At 70.9% G+C, this 17,382-nt stretch carries 15 protein-coding genes; 6 read left to right on the forward strand and 9 right to left on the reverse strand.

Features of this window, described 5'->3' with window-relative positions:
* Nucleotides 1–144 precede the first annotated feature (144 nt).
* The 4 genes from ACFWM7_RS14295 (at nucleotide 145) to ACFWM7_RS14310 (ending at nucleotide 4,719) form a co-directional block, all read left to right on the forward strand.
* Entirely contained in the window at nucleotides 145–1,140 is a 996-nt protein-coding gene (locus ACFWM7_RS14295) for a bifunctional lytic transglycosylase/C40 family peptidase (RefSeq protein WP_097933432.1), read from the forward strand.
* Nucleotides 1,141–1,513: 373 nt separating this feature from the next.
* Entirely contained in the window at nucleotides 1,514–2,245 is a 732-nt protein-coding gene (locus ACFWM7_RS14300; protein ID WP_383260020.1) for a phosphatase PAP2 family protein, read from the forward strand.
* Nucleotides 2,246–2,958: 713 nt separating this feature from the next.
* Nucleotides 2,959–3,840: a hypothetical protein gene (locus ACFWM7_RS14305; RefSeq protein ID WP_383260022.1), complete on the forward strand. Its 882-nt coding sequence runs from the start codon at nucleotides 2,959–2,961 to the stop codon at nucleotides 3,838–3,840.
* Between the two features lie 675 nt (nucleotides 3,841–4,515).
* The gene (locus tag ACFWM7_RS14310; protein WP_383260024.1) at nucleotides 4,516–4,719 is read left to right on the forward strand and encodes a hypothetical protein; all 204 of its coding nucleotides are present in this window, start codon (nucleotides 4,516–4,518) and stop codon (nucleotides 4,717–4,719) included.
* Nucleotides 4,720–4,788: 69 nt separating this feature from the next.
* Here ACFWM7_RS14310 and ACFWM7_RS14315 read toward each other — a convergent pair whose 3' ends face one another.
* A complete protein-coding gene (locus ACFWM7_RS14315; protein ID WP_239487728.1) occupies nucleotides 4,789–5,172 on the reverse strand; it encodes a metal-sensitive transcriptional regulator in 384 nt (127 codons plus the stop codon).
* A gap of 239 nt (nucleotides 5,173–5,411) precedes the next feature.
* On the opposite strand from ACFWM7_RS14315, the gene ACFWM7_RS14320 reads away from it, so the two are divergent.
* Nucleotides 5,412–6,032: a DUF47 domain-containing protein gene (locus tag ACFWM7_RS14320; RefSeq protein ID WP_219610886.1), complete on the forward strand. Its 621-nt coding sequence runs from the start codon at nucleotides 5,412–5,414 to the stop codon at nucleotides 6,030–6,032.
* Between the two features lie 5 nt (nucleotides 6,033–6,037).
* Nucleotides 6,038–7,036 carry an inorganic phosphate transporter gene (locus ACFWM7_RS14325; RefSeq protein WP_128846564.1) on the forward strand — a complete coding sequence of 333 codons (999 nt, stop codon included), beginning with the start codon at nucleotides 6,038–6,040 and terminating at the stop codon, nucleotides 7,034–7,036.
* 134 nt (nucleotides 7,037–7,170) lie between these two features.
* Here the strand turns inward: ACFWM7_RS14325 and pstB are convergent, their stop codons facing one another.
* The 8 genes from pstB to ACFWM7_RS14365 form a co-directional block, all read right to left on the reverse strand.
* Nucleotides 7,171–7,947 (reverse strand): phosphate ABC transporter ATP-binding protein PstB, encoded by a 777-nt coding sequence (gene pstB / locus ACFWM7_RS14330; protein ID WP_383260027.1) that lies wholly within the window; start codon nucleotides 7,945–7,947, stop codon nucleotides 7,171–7,173.
* A 40-nt stretch (nucleotides 7,948–7,987) separates the two neighbouring features.
* The gene (pstA, locus tag ACFWM7_RS14335; protein ID WP_383260030.1) at nucleotides 7,988–9,070 is read right to left on the reverse strand and encodes a phosphate ABC transporter permease PstA; all 1,083 of its coding nucleotides are present in this window, start codon (nucleotides 9,068–9,070) and stop codon (nucleotides 7,988–7,990) included.
* Nucleotides 9,067–10,068 (reverse strand): phosphate ABC transporter permease subunit PstC, encoded by a 1,002-nt coding sequence (gene pstC, locus ACFWM7_RS14340; protein WP_383260034.1) that lies wholly within the window; start codon nucleotides 10,066–10,068, stop codon nucleotides 9,067–9,069. The genes pstA and pstC overlap by 4 nt, the downstream gene beginning before the upstream one ends.
* Nucleotides 10,069–10,215: 147 nt before the next feature.
* Nucleotides 10,216–11,349 carry a phosphate ABC transporter substrate-binding protein PstS gene (pstS, locus tag ACFWM7_RS14345; protein WP_383260036.1) on the reverse strand — a complete coding sequence of 378 codons (1,134 nt, stop codon included), beginning with the start codon at nucleotides 11,347–11,349 and terminating at the stop codon, nucleotides 10,216–10,218.
* Between the two features lie 256 nt (nucleotides 11,350–11,605).
* Entirely contained in the window at nucleotides 11,606–12,823 is a 1,218-nt protein-coding gene (locus tag ACFWM7_RS14350; protein ID WP_383260038.1) for an IS110 family transposase, read from the reverse strand.
* Nucleotides 12,824–13,099: 276 nt separating this feature from the next.
* Nucleotides 13,100–13,525, reverse strand: coding sequence for an NUDIX hydrolase (locus ACFWM7_RS14355; RefSeq protein WP_383260039.1), 426 nt, complete (start codon nucleotides 13,523–13,525; stop codon nucleotides 13,100–13,102).
* The gene (locus ACFWM7_RS14360) at nucleotides 13,522–14,691 is read right to left on the reverse strand and encodes a CHAD domain-containing protein (protein ID WP_383260041.1); all 1,170 of its coding nucleotides are present in this window, start codon (nucleotides 14,689–14,691) and stop codon (nucleotides 13,522–13,524) included. The genes ACFWM7_RS14355 and ACFWM7_RS14360 overlap by 4 nt, the downstream gene beginning before the upstream one ends.
* On the reverse strand, nucleotides 14,678–16,927 hold the full coding sequence (locus tag ACFWM7_RS14365) for an RNA degradosome polyphosphate kinase (protein ID WP_383260042.1): 2,250 nt from the start codon (nucleotides 16,925–16,927) through the stop codon (nucleotides 14,678–14,680). Before ACFWM7_RS14365 ends, ACFWM7_RS14360 begins: the two co-directional genes overlap by 14 nt.
* Between the last annotated feature and the right edge of the window lie 455 nt (nucleotides 16,928–17,382).

The raw sequence follows: 17,382 nt of genomic DNA on the forward strand, positions 1-17,382 counted from the left end.
TCAGTTCCGGTACGGGTGAGCCGTCGCCGCCCCCGTGTGCTTCGGGTGCGCCGGTGGTGTGCCGCGGATGACTCGTACACACCGTCGAAAACACCTCTGAAGCGCGCCCCGATGGGGGATGGTTGAGGGGTGCGGAAATTCTGGGTGTTCGGTGGCATCGGCGTCGGCATGGTCATGTGCTTCCTGGCGCTGCTCGTCGTCGGTACGTACTCCGCCGCCGCCGGGCTCGCCGGGTCGGGGGGCGGCGGTGCCGTCGCGCTGGCCAAGGGGGCGGTTCCGGCGCGGTTCCAGCCGCTGGTGCAGAAGTGGGGCAACCTCTGTCCCGCCATCAACCCGGCCCTGCTGGCCGCGCAGTTGTACCAGGAGAGCGGCTGGAACCCGAGCGCGCAGAGCCATGCCGCCGCGCAGGGCATCGCCCAGTTCATCCCCGGCACCTGGGCAACGCACGGGATCGACGGCAACGGCGACGGCAAGCGGGACGTGTGGGATCCCGCCGACGCGATCCCCTCGGCCGCTTCGTACGACTGCGAGCTCGCCGGGTACGTGAAGAAGGTGCCGGGCGACCCCACGAGCAACATGCTCGCCGCCTACAACGCCGGCGCCTACGCGGTGATCAAGTACGGCGGCGTGCCTCCTTATAAGGAGACGCAGAACTACGTCAAGATCATCCGTTCGCTGGAGAAGAGCTTCGCCCGGCCCGTCGGCCGGGTCGCGCCCTCCCGGCAGGCCGCCGGGGCCATCTACTTCGCCCAGAAGAAGCTCGGCACGCCGTATCTGTGGGGCGGCAACGGTACGCCCGAGCAGCAGGGGCGGTTCGACTGTTCCGGGCTGACCCAGGCCGCGTACCGGACGGTGGGCATCGAGCTGCCGCGCGTCGCCAACGACCAGTACAACGCGGGGCCGCATCCCTCGCGGGACGAGCTGCTCCCGGGAGATCTGGTGTTCTTCTCCGACGACCTCACCAACTCGCGCGCCATCCGGCACGTCGGGTTGTACGTCGGCGGCGGCTATATGATCAATGCGCCGTTCACCGGAGCGGTCATCCGGTTCGACAAGATCGATACGCCGGACTACTTCGGTGCGACCCGGGTCACCAAGGACGGCGCCGCCGCTCTTCCGACCGATCTGCCCGCGGGGTGACGGAAGTCTCGTGCGGGCTTCCGGAGCGGTGAAGGGTGCTGACGGGCAGTCGGCCGTGGCCGGAACTCTCCGTGAAGCCTGGGCCCTGAGCTGCGACGACGAGTCACTCTTCGATAACGTCATGGTGATCATTCGGTGGAGAGCGGAACGTACGCGACGGCCGGGCCGTTCCCTGGACGGGGGACGGGAACGGCATGCGCACTGACCATGCGTCGCGGTGATGGCAGTGCTGCACTCCGGTGCGGCACTGATGCAGTACAGCGATGCGGTGCAGTGCGGTAACGGATCGCACCGGACACGGGGGTTCGACCAGGGCGGCACGCAAGGACGCGCGTCGCAGCAGAGAAGCAGACAAGGCAAGGGGCCGCAGCAGATGGCTGGACTCGAACTCGACGGGTCGAACCCGGACGTCAGTCTGCTCTACGACATCAACGGCCTCGCGAAGGCCGCTCCGACCTGGTTCGACCGGGTCATGGAGTACGTCGGCGAGTACGGGATCATGTTCGGCCTCGTCCTGGTGGGCCTGTGGTGCTGGTGGAGCATGCGGGGGCGCGGGACGGCCGAGGACTCGGTGACGGCTGCCGCCGCCATCGTCTGGGCGCCGCTCGCCGCCGCCATCGCGATCCTCATCAACATCCCGATCCGCGGCTTCGTCGAACGGCCACGCCCGTTCAACGACCACGACGGCCTTGAGGTCCTCATCCACGGTAAGACGGACTTCTCGTTCGTCAGCGACCACTCCACCCTGGCGATGGGCATCGCCGTCGGCATCTTCGTGGCGAACCGGAAGTTCGGCTTCGTCGCGATCGGCCTCGCGCTCTTCGCCGGTTTCAGCCGGATCTACATGGGCGTCCACTACCCGACCGACGTGATCGGCGGCTTCGCCCTCGGTACGGCCGTCACACTGCTGCTGGCCCCGCTCGCCATGGCGCTGCTGACCCCGCTGATGGCTGCGATCGCCCGATCGCCGCGCGTCGGCTGGTTCGTCCGGTCGAAGAGCGCGGCCGTCGTGTACGCGGACGAGCACGGTGAGGCGGTCGGTATCCCCGAGCCGCGGCCCGGGGCGGGACGGGGCGACCCGGGGGAGAAGGATCTGGCCGCCTGACGGCCCCGGTCTCTCTTCCTTTCCTTTCCTTCCCTTTCTCTTCCCTCTCCTCGCTCCCCCAGGTGCTCGTGGCGCCTGGGGGTTCGTGCTGTACGGGCTCGGGTGCGGCGCGGCCGTGCGGCGCGGCCGTGCGGCGGATCAGGGAGCGGTGAGGTGTTCCGCCGCGTCGGTACGGGCCCGGTCTCGGGACCTGCGCGCCGGTCCGGCCCAGCCGCAGGTGCAGCGGGCCAGACAGAACGAGCCACGTTCGATCGTCGTCGCGCTGTGCCCGGCTGCCGGGGGGCCGGGAGGGCCGGGTGGGCCGGGAGGGGGAGCCTGCGGCGCCGGGTCCGAGTAGGCGGGAGGGGAGCCCGGGGCGGTGCCGGACGGGGCCGTCGCCGGTGCTGTCGCGGGGGCCGCCCACGAGCCCGGTGCGGGCCGGGCGGGGGTGCGTGGGGCGGTGGTGCGGGCCGGGGCGGGGGGATCCTCTTGCACCCGACCACGGTACTGGCCTCGGCCGGCGAACGGAGGGCCGAGTCCGGGCCCCCGGGCCCCGGAACGGGTTCCCCACCCCCGAGCAGGCCCGCGCTCCCCGGAATGGGCCCCGTCCGCCGAACGGGGCCCGCCCTCTCGGGGTGGGACGCGCCGGGGCGGCGTGACGGGGGGCGGCGGCGGTCGTTATGCGGGGCGGGTGAGGGCTCGGCCGGGCGGTAGTCGTTGGGGGTTGGCAGGCGATGGTGGTGCAGCAGTACGGGGACGGAGGCGTGGCCCGTGCTGTTCGCGCCCTCGCCGTGGCCGGGGTGATCGCGGTCACCGCCGGGTGCTTCGGCGGGGACGAGGGGAGCGGCGCGGGCGACGGCTCCGGGCAGCGCTCCGTGGCCGCCGACCGGCCGCTCGATCTGCTCGGTCAGGCGGCCGACGTCCTCGTCCGGGCGGGCGGCGCGGAGACCCGTACGTCGATGGAGACGGCGGCCGGCGGGACGCGGGTGACGATCCGGGGGCAGGGCGCGTACGACTTCCGCAAGCAGATGGGGCAGCTCAAGGTGGTGCTGCCCCAGGACGCCGCGGGCAAGGACGCCGCAGGCGCGGACGACCACCGGCCCATCACCGAGCTGCTGGCCCCCGGCGCGTTGTACATGAAGAACCGGGGCGCCGGGGTGCCCGACGACAAGTGGGTCAGGATCGACACGACCACGCTGAAGGACGGCAACCTCCTCACCGGTGGGGTCACCGACCCGATGGCGGCGGCCGAACTGCTGCGCGGCGCGGCCGATGTGGCGTACGCGGGGAAGTCGGAGCTGGCCGGGGTGACGGTGCATCACTACCGGGGCGTCGCGGACCTCGGCCGGGCGGCCCGGGCCGCATCGCCGCAGTCGCGCGGGGCGTTGGGTGCGGCGGCGAAAGGGTTCAGCAAGGACGCCGTCCCGTTCGACGCGTACCTCGACGAGGACGGCCGGTTGCGGAAGGTCCGGCACCGTTTCACGTTCTCCTCCGACGCCCGGGGCCCGGAGGTGTCGGTGGTCTCGACGCTGCTGCTGTACGGGTTCGGGCTCCCGGTCACGGTGACGCTGCCGGACGAGGACGCCATCTACACCGGCGAGATCCGGCAGGGCTGAGGGTGACGGGCAGCGGGCGCAGACTCACCGGCCGGCCAGGCCGAGCCAGGCCGAGCCGGGCCAGGCCGAGCCGGGCCAGGCCGAGCCGGGCCAGGCCGAGCCGGGCCAGGCCGAGCTGGGCCGAGCCGGGCCAGGCGGAGCTGGACCGGACGGGGCCGGGCCGGGTCGGGCCGGGACAGGCAGGCGTCGAGCCGGGGCAGGCAGGCCGAGCCGGGGCAGGTGGGGCCTGTCGGGCCGGGACAGGACAGGACGGGCAGGGGCCGAGCCGGGGCAGGCAGACCGAGCCGGGGCAGGTGGGGCCGGTTGGGCCGGGACAGGGCAGGACAGGCAGGGGTCGAGCCAAAGCAGGCAGGCTGAGCCGGGACTGGCCGGGCAGGCCGAGCCGGGCCAAGTCGGGCCCAGCCGCACCAGGCCCAGCCGGGCCGGCCAAGCTCAGCCGCGCCGGGATTGGCCGGGCCGGCCAAGCCCAGCCGCGCCGGGACTGGCCGGATCAGGCCGGTGTCGGCAGGCCGGGCCGGGGCAGGTGGGGCCGGTCGGGTCGGGCCGGGGGGTGGGGCCGGTTGGGAGGGGGCTCAAAATGGTCCGTCCGTGCCATGCGCGGCACGTATCGCGCTCCCTAGGCTGGGGAGTCGGTGTGCCAGAGGCCGGTGACGGCCGGAAGGACGGCAGAGAGAGGTGACGCAGGTGGTGACGCTCAGCGCTCCGAACGCTCAGGACTGTGTGGCCCTCGCCGAGATCGAGCTGTGCGGCGAGCTGATGATCGCCGCGTCGGCGGCGGGCGAGGAGCGCCTCAGTCCCGACCGTATCGACGAAGTGCTCGACGTCCGGGGTGCGGAGTCCTGGGCCACGGTCCCCCGGCAGGCCGTTCGCCGGGGGTGATGTCCGTGGCATCCGGGGTGATGTCCGCGACATCCGCGAGCGGCGGGCGCGCCCGGTGCGGGCCGCGCCTCAGGTGCGGAGCAGGCGGGCGATGGCCTTCGTGGCCTCCTCGACCTTCGCGTCGATCTCCTCGCCGCCCTTGACGGCCGCGTCGGCGACGCAGTGGCGCAGGTGCTCCTCCAGCAGCTGGAGGGCGAAGGACTGGAGCGCCTTCGTGGACGCCGAGACCTGGGTGAGTATGTCGATGCAGTAGACGTCCTCGTCGACCATGCGCTGCAGGCCGCGGATCTGGCCTTCGATCCGGCGCAGCCGTTTGAGGTGCTCGTCCTTCTGGTGGTGGTAGCCGTGGATGCCGCGGTCGTGGTCGGTGACGATGTCCACAGGGGCGACCGCCTCCGCATCCGGGGCCGCCACGCCCGCCGATTCCGCTCCTGTGGTCCCGGTCGTGGTCATCTGCGTCCTCCCGTTGCCCTCATGTGTGCTGGCCCTCATGCGTGCTGCGGTCTTCCCGCTGTCCTCTTGCGGTCTTATACCCCTGCCGGGTATATCGTAACGAATCCTGCCGAAACGTGACCGGGGCCCGTGCTGATCGCCGTGTTCGATGGGCGACACTGAAGAACGCCGGTTAGCCGTGGCCGGATGATGCGCCTAGCATCAGCCTGACCGAATCCAAAGCATCCCGAGGACCCCACGTGCGCTTTCGTCTGACCCCCAGGGAGACGAGCTTCTACGACATGTTCTCCGCATCCGCGGACAACATTGTCACGGGCTCGAAACTCCTGATGGAACTGCTCGGGGCGGATTCTGCCTCCCGAGTCGAGATCGCGGAGCGTATGCGGGCAGCGGAGCACGCGGGGGACGATGCCACCCACGCGATCTTCCACCAGCTGAACTCCTCCTTCATCACGCCGTTCGACCGCGAGGACATCTACAAGCTGGCGTCCTCGCTCGACGACATCATGGACTTCATGGAGGAGGCCGTCGACCTGGTCGTCCTCTACCAGGTCCAGGAGCTCCCCAAGGGCGTCGAGCAGCAGATCGAGGTGCTGGCCCGGGCGGCGGAACTGACCGCCGAGGCCATGCCGGGGCTGCGAACCATGAACAACCTCACCGAGTACTGGATCGAGATCAACCGCCTGGAGAACCAGGCCGATCAGGTCCACCGCAAGCTGCTGGCCCAGCTCTTCAACGGCAAGTACGACGCCATGGAGGTGCTGAAGCTCAAGCAGATCGTGGACGTGCTGGAAGAGGCGGCTGACGCGTTCGAGCACGTCGCGAACACCGTGGAGACCATCGCGGTCAAGGAGTCCTGAACCTCGTGGACACCTTTGCGCTGATCGTGACCATCGGTGTCGCGCTCGGCTTCACGTATACGAACGGCTTCCACGACTCCGCGAACGCCATCGCCACCTCGGTCTCCACCCGGGCGCTGACCCCGCGTGCGGCTCTGGCGATGGCGGCGGTGATGAACCTCGCCGGTGCCTTTCTGGGCCAGGGGGTCGCCAAGACCGTCAGCGAAGGCCTGATCGCCACGCCCGTCGGGCAGAAGGGGATGGGCATCCTGTTCGCGGCGCTGGTCGGCGCGATCATCTGGAACCTCATCACCTGGTACTTCGGCCTCCCCTCCTCGTCCTCGCACGCGCTGTTCGGCGGCATGGTCGGAGCGGCGCTGGCCGGCGGCACGGATGTGATCTGGTCCGGGGTGCTTGAGAAGGTCGTCATCCCGATGTTCATCTCCCCGTTCGTCGGTCTGATCGCCGGCTATCTGGTGATGGTCGGCATCATGTGGATGTTCCGGAACGCCAACCCGCACAAGGCCAAGCGCGGCTTCCGGATCGCGCAGACGGTCTCGGCGGCGGGCATGGCGCTCGGCCACGGTCTCCAGGACGCGCAGAAGACGATGGGCATCGTGGTGATGGCCCTGGTCATCGCCGACATCGAGGGCCCCAACGACGAGATCCCCGTCTGGGTCAAGATCGCCTGTGCGCTGATGCTCTCGCTCGGTACGTACGCGGGTGGCTGGCGCATCATGCGTACGCTCGGCCGCAAGATCATCGAGCTGGACCCGCCGCAGGGTTTCGCCGCCGAGACGACCGGCGCCTCGATCATGTTCGGTTCGGCGTTCCTGTTCCACGCGCCGATCTCGACCACGCACGTCATCACCTCCGCGATCATGGGCGTCGGCGCGACCAAGCGCGTGAACGCCGTGCGCTGGGGCGTCGCGAAGAACATCATCCTGGGCTGGTTCATCACCATGCCCGCCGCGGCGCTGGTCGCGGCGCTGAGTTACGGCGCGGTGCTGCTGCTCTTCGGGTAACCCTCCGCCGCAGTACGTACATGGGTCCGCCCCCGCTCTCCGTACCAGGGAGAGCGGGGGCGGACCCTTTCGCCTTGTGGTGGCACCGCCATGCAGCACCGCAAGGCCGTATGTGGGACTCCCCGGCGTACGGCTCAGCCGAAGCGGCCCGAGATGTAGTCCTCCGTGGCCTGGACCGACGGGTTGGAGAAGATCCGCTCCGTCTCGTCGATCTCGATGAGACGGCCGGGCTTGCCGACCGCCGCGAGGTTGAAGAACGCGGTGCGGTCCGAGACACGGGCCGCCTGCTGCATGTTGTGCGTCACGATGACGATCGTGAAGCGCTCCTTCAGCTCGCCGATCAGGTCCTCGATCGCGAGGGTCGAGATCGGGTCCAGCGCCGAGCACGGCTCGTCCATCAGCAGGACGTCCGGCTCGACCGCGATGGCGCGGGCGATGCACAGACGCTGCTGCTGGCCGCCGGAGAGGCCGGAGCCGGGCTTGTTGAGACGGTCCTTGACCTCGTTCCAGAGGTTCGCGCCGCGCAGGGACTTCTCCACGACGTCGTTCAGCTCGCTCTTGCGGTAGCTGCCGTTCAGCCGCAGACCCGCCGCCACGTTGTCGAAGATCGACATGGTGGGGAAGGGGTTCGGGCGCTGGAAGACCATGCCGACCGTGCGGCGCACGGTGACCGGGTCGACGTTGGAGGCGTAGAGGTCCTCGTCGTCCAGCAGCACCTTGCCCTCGACGCGGCCACCGGGGGTGACCTCGTGCATCCGGTTCAGGGTGCGCAGGAACGTGGACTTGCCGCAGCCGGACGGGCCGATGAAGGCCGTCACGGAACGGGGCTCCACGGTCATCGAGATGTCCTCGATGGCCTTGTGGTTGCCGTAGAAGGCGCTGAGGCCGCTGATGTCGATGCGCTTGGCCATGGGAATCACTGCTTCTTTCGGGAGGTCGCTGATGGCCGCGTCAGCGACCGGTCTTCGGGGCCTTCCAGCGGGCGATGCCGCGGGCCACGAGGTTGAGGATCATGACGAAGGCGATCAGCACCAGGGCCGCTGCCCAGGCGCGGTCGTAGGACGCGGCCTCGCCGATCTTGTACTGCTCGTAGATGTAGAACGGCAGCGAGGACTGGGCGCCTTCGAAGGGGTTCGTGTTGATCAGCTGGCTGCCGAAGACCAGCAGGATGATCGGGGCCGTCTCGCCGGCGATACGGGCGATGGCCAGCATGACGCCGGTGGTGATGCCGCCGATCGCGGTCGGCAGGACCACCTTCAGGATGGTGCGCCACTTCGGGATGCCGAGGGCGAGGGAGGCCTCGCGCAGCTCGTTGGGGACGAGCTTGAGCATTTCCTCGGTAGAGCGGACCACGACCGGGATCATCAGGATCGTCAGGGCGAGGGCACCCATCAGGCCGGAGGGCTCCAGGTTGGCGATCAGCATGATCGACAGGATGAAGAGACCGGCGACGATGGACGGGATGCCCGTCATCACGTCGACGAAGAAGGTGACGGCCCTGGCCAGCGAGCCCTTGCCGTACTCGACGAGGTAGACGGCGGTCAGCAGGCCGAGCGGGGCGGAGATCACCGTGGCGATGCCGACCTGCTCCAGGGTGCCGATCAGCGCGTGGTAGACGCCGCCGCTGGCCTCGGAGCCGAGCACGCCGGCCATCGAGTGGGTGAGGAAGTAGCCGTCCAGGCGCTCGGCGCCGCGGACGATCGTCGTCCAGAGCAGCGAGGCGAGCGGGACGACGGCGATCAGGAAGCAGACCCACATCACGCTGGTGGCGAGCCGGTCCTTGGCCTGGCGCTGGTTCTCCACGACCGTCGTGGTGACGTAGGAGATGGCCAGGAAGAGCAGGGCGGAGATCATGCCCCACTGGATGCGGCTCTCCCAGCCGGCGGCCAGCGAGAGGCCGACGCCGAGCGCGACGGAGACGGCGGCGAAGCCGAGCGGCGCGAGGCGGGGCAGGGAGCGGCTGCCGAGGCTGCTCTTCGGGGAGGGCGATGCGGGCGTCGGGTGTTCCATGACGCCGGTGGGTGCGTGGCTCATGCGTTGGCCCCCGAGTACTCCTTGCGGCGGGCGATGATGAGCCGGGCCGCGCCGTTGACCAGCAGGGTGAGGACGAAGAGGACGAGGCCGGAGGCGATCAGGGCGTCCCGCCCGAACGCGTCGGCCTCGCCGAACTTGGCCGCGATGTTCTGGGCGAACGTGCCGCCGCCCGGGTTGAGCAGGTGCAGCGAGATGAGGAAGTTCGGGGACAGGACCGTGGCGACGGCCATCGTCTCGCCGAGCGCGCGGCCGAGGCCCAGCATCGAGGCGGAGATGATGCCGGAGCGGCCGAAGGGCAGCACGGAGAGGCGGATGACCTCCCAGCGGGTGGCGCCGAGCGCGAGCGCGGCCTCCTCGTTCATCTTCGGGACCTGGAGGAAGACCTCGCGGCTGACGCTGGTCACGATCGGCAGGATCATGATCGCGAGCAGGATGCCGACGGTGAAGAGCGAGCGGGCGACGCCGACCTCGGTCTTCTCGAAGATGTACGTCCAGCCGAAGAACTGGTCGAGCCAGAGGTTGAGGCCCTCCAGGTACGGCACGAGGACGAGCGCGCCCCAGATGCCGTAGACGATGCTGGGCACGGCGGCCAGCAGGTCGACCACGTACGCGATGGGGGCGGCCAGCTTGCGCGGCGCGTAGTGCGAGATGAACAGGGCGATGCCGACAGCGATCGGGACCGCGATGACCATCGCGATGATCGAGCTGACGACCGTGCCGAAGAGCAGGACCGCGATGCCGAAGACCGGGGGGTCGCCGGCCGGGTTCCAGTCGAAGGTGGTGAGGAAGTTGCCCTCGTCCTTCGAGATGGCGAGCACCGAGCGGTAGGTGAGGAACGCGGCGATCGACGCCATGAGCACGAGCAGCAGGATGCCCGAGCCGCGGGAGAGGCCCAGGAAGATCTTGTCGCCCGCGCGCCCGGTGGACTTGGGGCGCCCGGTCCGTTCCGGCGGGGCCGGCGGGGCCGGTGGCATGTCTATGGGTGTGGTGGAAGCCATGGTCTTTCCGGTCTGTGTGGGGGAGCCGAGGCTCCCCTGGCGGCGGTGCACCGGATGGGAGGGGGGGGCGGGTACGTCGGCGGCCGGGTTACCGGTCACGTCGGCGGGGCGGCCGGTCCGGGTGGTCCGGCCCGGCCGCCCCGGGTGTTACGAGAGGGTGCCGATGGTCTCGCGGACCTTGGCGTTGATCTCGGCCGGGATCGGGGCGTAGCCCGCCTCGGTCAGGATCTTCTGGCCGTCGTCGGAGGCGGCGTAGGAGAGGAAGGACTTGACGGTGTCGAGCGTCTCGGGCTTGTTGCCGCTGTCACAGACGACCTCGTACGTCACCAGGACCAGCGGGTAGGCGCCCTCGGCCTTGGTGGTGTAGTCGAGGTCGAGCGCCAGGTCCTTGCCGGTGCCCTTGATCTTGGCGGCGGCGATGGCCTTGGAGGCGTTCTCCGAGGTGGCCTGGACCGGCGTGGCGCCACCGGTGTTGATGTCCACGGTCGGGATGGACTGGGACTTGGCGTAGGAGAGCTCGAAGTAGCCGATCGAGCCGTCGACGGCCTTGACCTGGGAGGCGACGCCGGAGGAGCCGGAGGCGGCCTGGCCACCGGGGGCCGGCCACTTCTTCTCGGCCTCGTACTTCCAGTCGTCCGGAGCGGCCGCGCCGAGGTACTTGCCGAGGTTCTGCGTGGTGCCGGAGTCCTCGGAGCGGTGGAAGGCCTGGATGGCCTTGTCCGGCAGCTCGACGCCGTCGTTCAGCTTGGCGATCGCCGGGTCGTTCCACTTCTTGATCTTGCTGTCGAAGATCTTGGCGAGGGTCGGGGCGTCCAGCGTGAGCTTGTCGACGCCGTCCAGCTTGAAGCCGATGGCGACCGGGCCGCCGACCATCGGGAGGTTGATGCCCTGGCCGGTCTTGCACATCTTCTTGGAGTCGGCGACCTCCTCGGGCTTCAGCGCCGAGTCGGAGCCGGCGAAGCCGACGGTGCCCTGGTTGAAGGCGACGATGCCCTCGCCGGAGGAGGACGAGTTGTAGTTGATCTCCACACCGGAACAGGCGGCCATGTAGTTCTTGACCCAGAGGTCCATCGCGTTCTTCTGCGCGCTGGAGCCGGAAGCGCGCAGCTGACCCTTGGCCTTGCCGCAGTCGACGTTCGACGCGGCGGTCGTCTTCTCGCCGGTGCCGGTGGCGCCGCCCGTGTTGTCATCCGAACCGCACGCCGTGAGGACCAGGGCGCCGGAGACGGCGAGGGCACCGAGCGCGGTGGCACGAAGCCGGTTCTTGCGCTGAAGCTTCACTTTCGGGTGTTCCTTCCAGGAGCCGCCGTGGTCAGTTCGTTCTACGACGGCGTGCGATGAGGAGGGGTGCTGTGGCTTGCCGCCGCGCACCTTGTACGTCCGAAATTAGGCAGAACAGGTGAAGCCGCCAACGGGGGAGAGTGAACGGCAGGTGAACCGTGTCGGGCAGGCGGGTGCGGGGGCTGCCGGGGGGGGTGCCTCTATGTCTTTCGTCAAGGCACCCCTGGCGGGTTTGGGTGATTCGGTCTTGCTGGGGTCATGCGGCGAGTTCGACGTCGGCGGGCTTGCGGGATTCATAGAAGGTGCCGTCGCGGAGCATGGCGAACAGGACGCTGACGCGTTGGCGGGCGAGGCGGAGGAGGGCCTGAGTGTGGGTTTTGCCGCGGGCGCGTTGCTTGTCGTAGTAGGCGCGGGAGGCGGGATCGGCGTTCATGCAGGCGAAGGCGGAGAGGAACATGGCGCGCTTGAGCTGGCGGTTGCCGCCTCGGGGCGCGTGTTCGCCGTGGATCGATGTGCCCGACTGTTCCGTGGTCGGGGCGAGGCCGGCGTAGGAGGCGAGGTGGGCGGCGCTCGGGAAGCTGGTGCCGTCGCCGACGGTGGTCAGCAGGACGGCGGCAGTCCTGACGCCGACGCCGGGCATCGACGTCAGGACCGGGGAAAGAGGGTGGGCCTCCAGCAGGGCGTCGATCTGGGCTTCCAGGGCCCGGCGCTGTTCGTGGACGGCGGCGAGCGAGCGGGCCAGGGAGGGCACGACGATGTCGAGGGTGCCGGTTCCCGGGACCACGACGGTCTGCTCGTCCAACGCCTCGAAGACATCGTCGATCAGCCGCTGGGCCATGCGCGGGGCCTTGGGCCGGATGAGCTCGACGAGCCTGCGGCGGCCGGCTTTGCGCAGTGCGGCGGGAGAGCCGTAGCGCTCCAGCAGCCAGGTGACGGCCCGGTGGTCGAGGCGGGGGCCCAGAACGCGCTCCAGCGACGGGTGGAACTGGGTGAGCAGGCCGCGTATCCGGTTGGAAGTGCGGGTGGCTTCGGCCGCGAGGTCCTGGTCGAAGCCGACGAGGACGGTCAGCTCGGCGGTGATCTCGTCGGTGAGTTCCAGCGAGCGCAGGGTGTGCGGCATGGTGCGGGCGGCGTCCGCGATCACGGCCGCGTCCTTGGCATCGGTCTTCGCCTCGCCCGGGTAGAGGTCGGCGATGCGGCGCATGGCCAGTCCGGGCAGGTAGGCGACCTTGCAGCCTGCGTCCCGGGCGACGGTCAGCGGCAGGGCGCCGATGGAGGCAGGCTGGTCCACGATCACCAGGACGGTGCCGAACTTCGAGGCCAGTTTGTCGAACACGGCCCGCAGCTTCGGCTCGCTGTTGGGCAGCGGCTTGTCGAAGACCTTCTTCCCGGCCGGGGTCAGTCCGTGCCCGTGATGGGTCGTCTTGCCGACGTCCAGGCCGAGGAACACGCCCACGTCTTCGGTTTCGAACACCACACCCCTCCTGGGGAGTTGATCCGTGCCGGCCTCGGCGTCGGTGTCGTACGCGCGCATCCACGTTATGCAGACCTGCCGCCCGCAAACTGTCCGGCGTTGCGCCGGACCGGGCGATGGCCGGACCTCTGATCAGCGTCTCCGACGGCACCTCCCGGGCCCGGTGGCACCACCCCCCAGGTCATCCGTTCGACAGGGGGCAAAAGCCATGCCGGGCCCGGAGGCCAGCGGCCCTCTTGCAGGACCACGAAAAACATAACGGGGCCGGGGCGGTGATCAGAGCCTGGGCAGCGCGTCCAGGAACGCGGTCAGCTGCCGCACGTCGCGGGGCTGGGTGAGCCGGGCCCGGGCGGCGTCGGGGGCCAGCCACAGGATGCGGTCCACCTCGTCGTTGGCGGTGAAGGAGCCGCCCGTCGCCTCGGCCGCCCAGTAGGCGACCTCCTTGGGCCGGCCGTCCACCACGTAGTGCGCGGTGGGGAGGCGGGTGCCCGGGGCGCAGTGGTGCCCGGTCTCCTCCAGCACCTCCCGTACGGCGGCGGCCAGCGGCTCCTCGTCGCGCTTCAGCTTGCCCTTGGGGAAGGAGAAATCGTCATACTTCGGGCGGTGTACCAGGCACACCTCCACGCTGCCGTCGTCCGGGTCGCGCCGCCACAGCACGCATCCCGCGGCGCGGATCACGGAGCCCTGGGGGTCCCCGCTCATGACACCGTCAGGGCCGTGGCGTACGGCCAGCTCTCCCGGAACACCGCCCGCGCGGCCTCCACCTCGTGGCGCTGGTCGGCGTGGAGCACGCCCAGCGCGTACGCCGTGGCCGGGGCGATTCTCGGGGTGCGGGCCGCCGCTGCCGCCGCCGCTGCCGCCTCCACGGCGTCCCGGTGCAGGTCGAGGGCGTGCCCCGGTGCGGCGAGGGCCGGGTCGGCGGCGCCGAGGACGACCTCGTGGGCGTACCGGTGCAGCCGCAGCAGCAGGCGGGCCTGGTGCCAGGCGGCGTCCTGCGCCTCGTTGTACGGCTCGGTGTCCTCGGGCGGGAGGGCGGCGACCGCGCTGAGCAGGCGTTGCTCGGCGCGTTCTGCGGGCTCCAGGAGGGCTTCGGAGGTCCGGCCCGTGGTGCCGGGGGCCAGCGGTACGTCGGAAGCCAGGAGCGCCACGGCGTCGGCGACCGCGTGGAAGCGGGAGGAGCCGAGTGCCTGGAGGGCCGCGGAGTGCGACCGGGTCCGGGCGAGGGTGAGGCGGCGTTCCAGCAGCGCCCCGGCGCGCGCGGCCCCGACCCCGAGGGCGGCGCGGCCCTGGGCGTCGGATGCGGCGCCCTCCCCGGCGGCCCTGGCGCCCCGGGCGGCGGGGAGAGCGGGTCCGGAGAGCTGGTGCAGGGCCTCGACGAGCCGGGTGAGGCGGTTCGCGTAGGCGTGTTCGCGGGCCAGGATGCCCGACAGCCAGGCCAGCTCGGCGCGGAGCTGGTCGGCCCAGTGCGGGTCGAGCGCGGCCCGGAAGGTGTGCAGGGAGCCGCTGATCCGGCGGGCCGCGCGGCGCAGGGCGCGGGTGGCGGCCGCGGCGTCGTGGCCGCCGGACTCGGCGGGGGCGCTGTGCTCGTGGTGCAGGCGCAGGCTGCGCAGGAAGTCGGCGGCCTGCCCCCGGAGGTAGGGCGCGAGGACCGCCTCGGTGGTCAGGTCCCCGGCGGGGCGGTTCTCCGCGGTGCGGGCGGGGGTGGGCCGGGGGCCGGTGGGGCGGGTTCCGGATGGCCCGGGCCCGTCGGGGCGGTGGCCCTGCTCTTCGGCCTTGTCCGGCGGCACGTCCACCGTGGCGTCGGTGCCGGTCCCCGGGGCCGGGCCCGTCGTGGGCCGGGTCGTCGTCTGCTGGTCAGGGCGTCGCACGCCTGCGCCTCCGGGCGTCGATGAGCATTTCCTGGACGTGCCGCAGCGGCTGGCCGTCCGCGTCCGTGGCGTGCCGGGTCCAGTTCCCGTCGGGGCCCAGGTGCCAGGAGGCGGTGGTGTCGGCCATACCGGTCTCCAGGAGTCGGCTGAGTGCGGCGCGGTGGGCGGGGTCGGTGACCCGGACCAGGGCTTCGATCCGGCGGTCGAGGTTGCGGTGCATCATGTCGGCGCTGCCGAACCACACCTCGGGCTCGCCGCCGTTGCCGAAGGAGAAGACCCGGGAGTGTTCGAGGAAGCGGCCGAGTATGGAGCGGACCCGGATGTTCTCGGAGAGCCCGGCGACGCCGGGGCGGATCGCGCAGATCCCGCGCACCCAGATGTCGACGGGCACGCCCGCCTGGGCCGCCCGGTAGCAGGCGTCGATGATCGCTTCGTCGACCATCGAGTTGACCTTGATCCGTACGTAGGCGGGGCGCCCGGCCCGGTGGTGGGCGATCTCCTTGTTGATCCGGGCGATCAGCCCGTCGCGCAGGGACTTCGGGGCGACCAGGAGGCGGCGGTAGGTCTCGCGGCGGGAGTAGCCGGAGAGCCGGTTGAACAGGTCGGAGAGGTCCGCCCCGACCTGCGGGTCCGCCGTGAGCAGGCCGAGGTCCTCGTACAGCCGGGCCGTCTTGGGGTGGTAGTTGCCGGTGCCCACGTGGGAGTACCGGCGCAGGGTGTCGCCCTCCTGGCGGACGACGAGGGAGAGCTTGCAGTGGGTCTTCAGCCCGACGAGGCCGTAGACGACATGGCAGCCCGCCTCCTCCAGCTTGCGGGCCCACTTGATGTTGGCCTGCTCGTCGAAGCGGGCCTTGATCTCGACGAGGACGAGGACCTGCTTGCCGGACTCGGCCGCGTCGATCAGGGCGTCCACTATCGGGGAGTCGCCGGAGGTGCGGTACAGGGTCTGCTTGATGGCCAGCACGTCCGGGTCGCCCGCCGCCTGTTCCAGGAACGCCTGGACGGAGGTGGAGAACGAGTCGTACGGGTGGTGGAGCAGGACGTCCCGCTCGCGCAGCGCGGCGAATATGTCGGGCGCCGATGCGGACTCCACCTCGGCCAGGTCCCGGTGGGTGCCCGCGACGAACTTCGGGAACTTCAGCTCCGGTCGGTCCAGCGAGGCGATGGCGAAGAGCCCGGTCAGGTCGAGCGGTCCGGGCAGCGGGTAGACCTCCGCGTCGGACACCTTCAGCTCGCGGACCAGCAGATCCAGGACGTACGGGTCGATGGACTCCTCGACCTCCAGCCGCACCGGCGGGCCGAAGCGGCGGCGCATGAGCTCCTTCTCCAGGGCCTGGAGAAGATTCTCCGCGTCGTCCTCCTCGACCTCCAGGTCCTCGTTCCTGGTGACCCGGAACATGTGGTGCGCCAGCACCTCCATCCCCGGGAACAGCTCCTCCAGGTGGGCCGCGATGACGTCCTCGATGGGGACGTACCGCTGCGGGGACGCCTCCAGGAAGCGGGTCAGCAGCGGCGGGACCTTGACCCGGGCGAAGTGGCGGTGGCCGCTGACCGGGTTGCGGACGACGACGGCGAGGTTGAGGGAGAGCCCGGAGATGTACGGGAAGGGGTGCGCGGGGTCGACGGCCAGCGGCGTCAGGACCGGGAAGACGCGCTGCCGGAAGAAGGTGAACAGGCGGGCCTGCTCCTTCTCGGTCAGGTCCGGCCAGCGGATCAGCTGGATGCCCTCGTCGGACAGGTCCGGGGCGATGTCCTGCTGGAAGCAGGCGGCGTGCCGGGCCATGAGCTCGCGCGAGCGGGTCCAGATGAGGTCCAGGACCTCGCGGGGCTGGAGGCCGGAGGCGGAGCGGGTGGCGACGCCGGTGGCGATGCGGCGCTTGAGGCCGGCCACCCGGACCATGAAGAACTCGTCCAGATTCGAGGCGAAGATGGCGAGGAAGTTGGCCCGCTCCAGGATGGGCGTGGCCGGGTCCTCGGCCAGCTCCAGGACCCGTTCGTTGAACGCGAGCCAGCTGCGTTCGCGGTCCAGGAAGCGCCCCTGGGGCAGCTCGTCGCCGTCCCGGTCGGGCTCGTAGGCGTCCGCGTCGGCGTCCAGGTCGGGATCCAGATCGGCGGCGGTCGAGAAGCCGACCCCGTTGGACGCGGGGGTGGCGTGCGGCCGGTGCGCGGCGAGTGAGCCGACGGACGGCTGGGCGGCGGGCTGGACGGGGACCTCGGAGCTGGGCTGCTGGCTCATGGACCTATTGTTCCGCGCGGAGCGCCCCTCAGGCGCGTCGGAGCCCGGAAGGATCGCGGAAGGCCCGGGAAACCCCGGGTCACGGCGGGGTGAGCCGGTGGGGGAGCCCGACGGTGAACCGGGGGAGCCCGTGGAGGTGTCTCCCCGGGCTCGCCCGTTGCGGCGGGGGGCGGGCACAGCTGGCTGCATCCCGTGAGGGTCGCAAGGGCGTCTGAATGGCCGGTAACGGCGACATGACGTACAGGAAGCGGTGTGCCTGCGGGTGGGACTTGCGGTCACTGTACGTGTGCGCGGGGGTCGGGCCGCCCTGAGGCCTGGGGTACGCGTTCGTCGTCCGGGCCCACCCCCCCGGGGGGCCCGCCCCCGGCGCTGGCCGGCGCCGCCGCCCACCCGGGGGGGCGGCGCCCGGCCCCGAAGGGGGCGCACACCGCCGGCCCGGCGCACGGGCGGGGGCT

Origin of the sequence: Streptomyces sp. NPDC058375, from assembly GCF_042723425.1 — a bacterium.
Lineage (GTDB): Bacteria > Actinomycetota > Actinomycetes > Streptomycetales > Streptomycetaceae > Streptomyces > Streptomyces durocortorensis.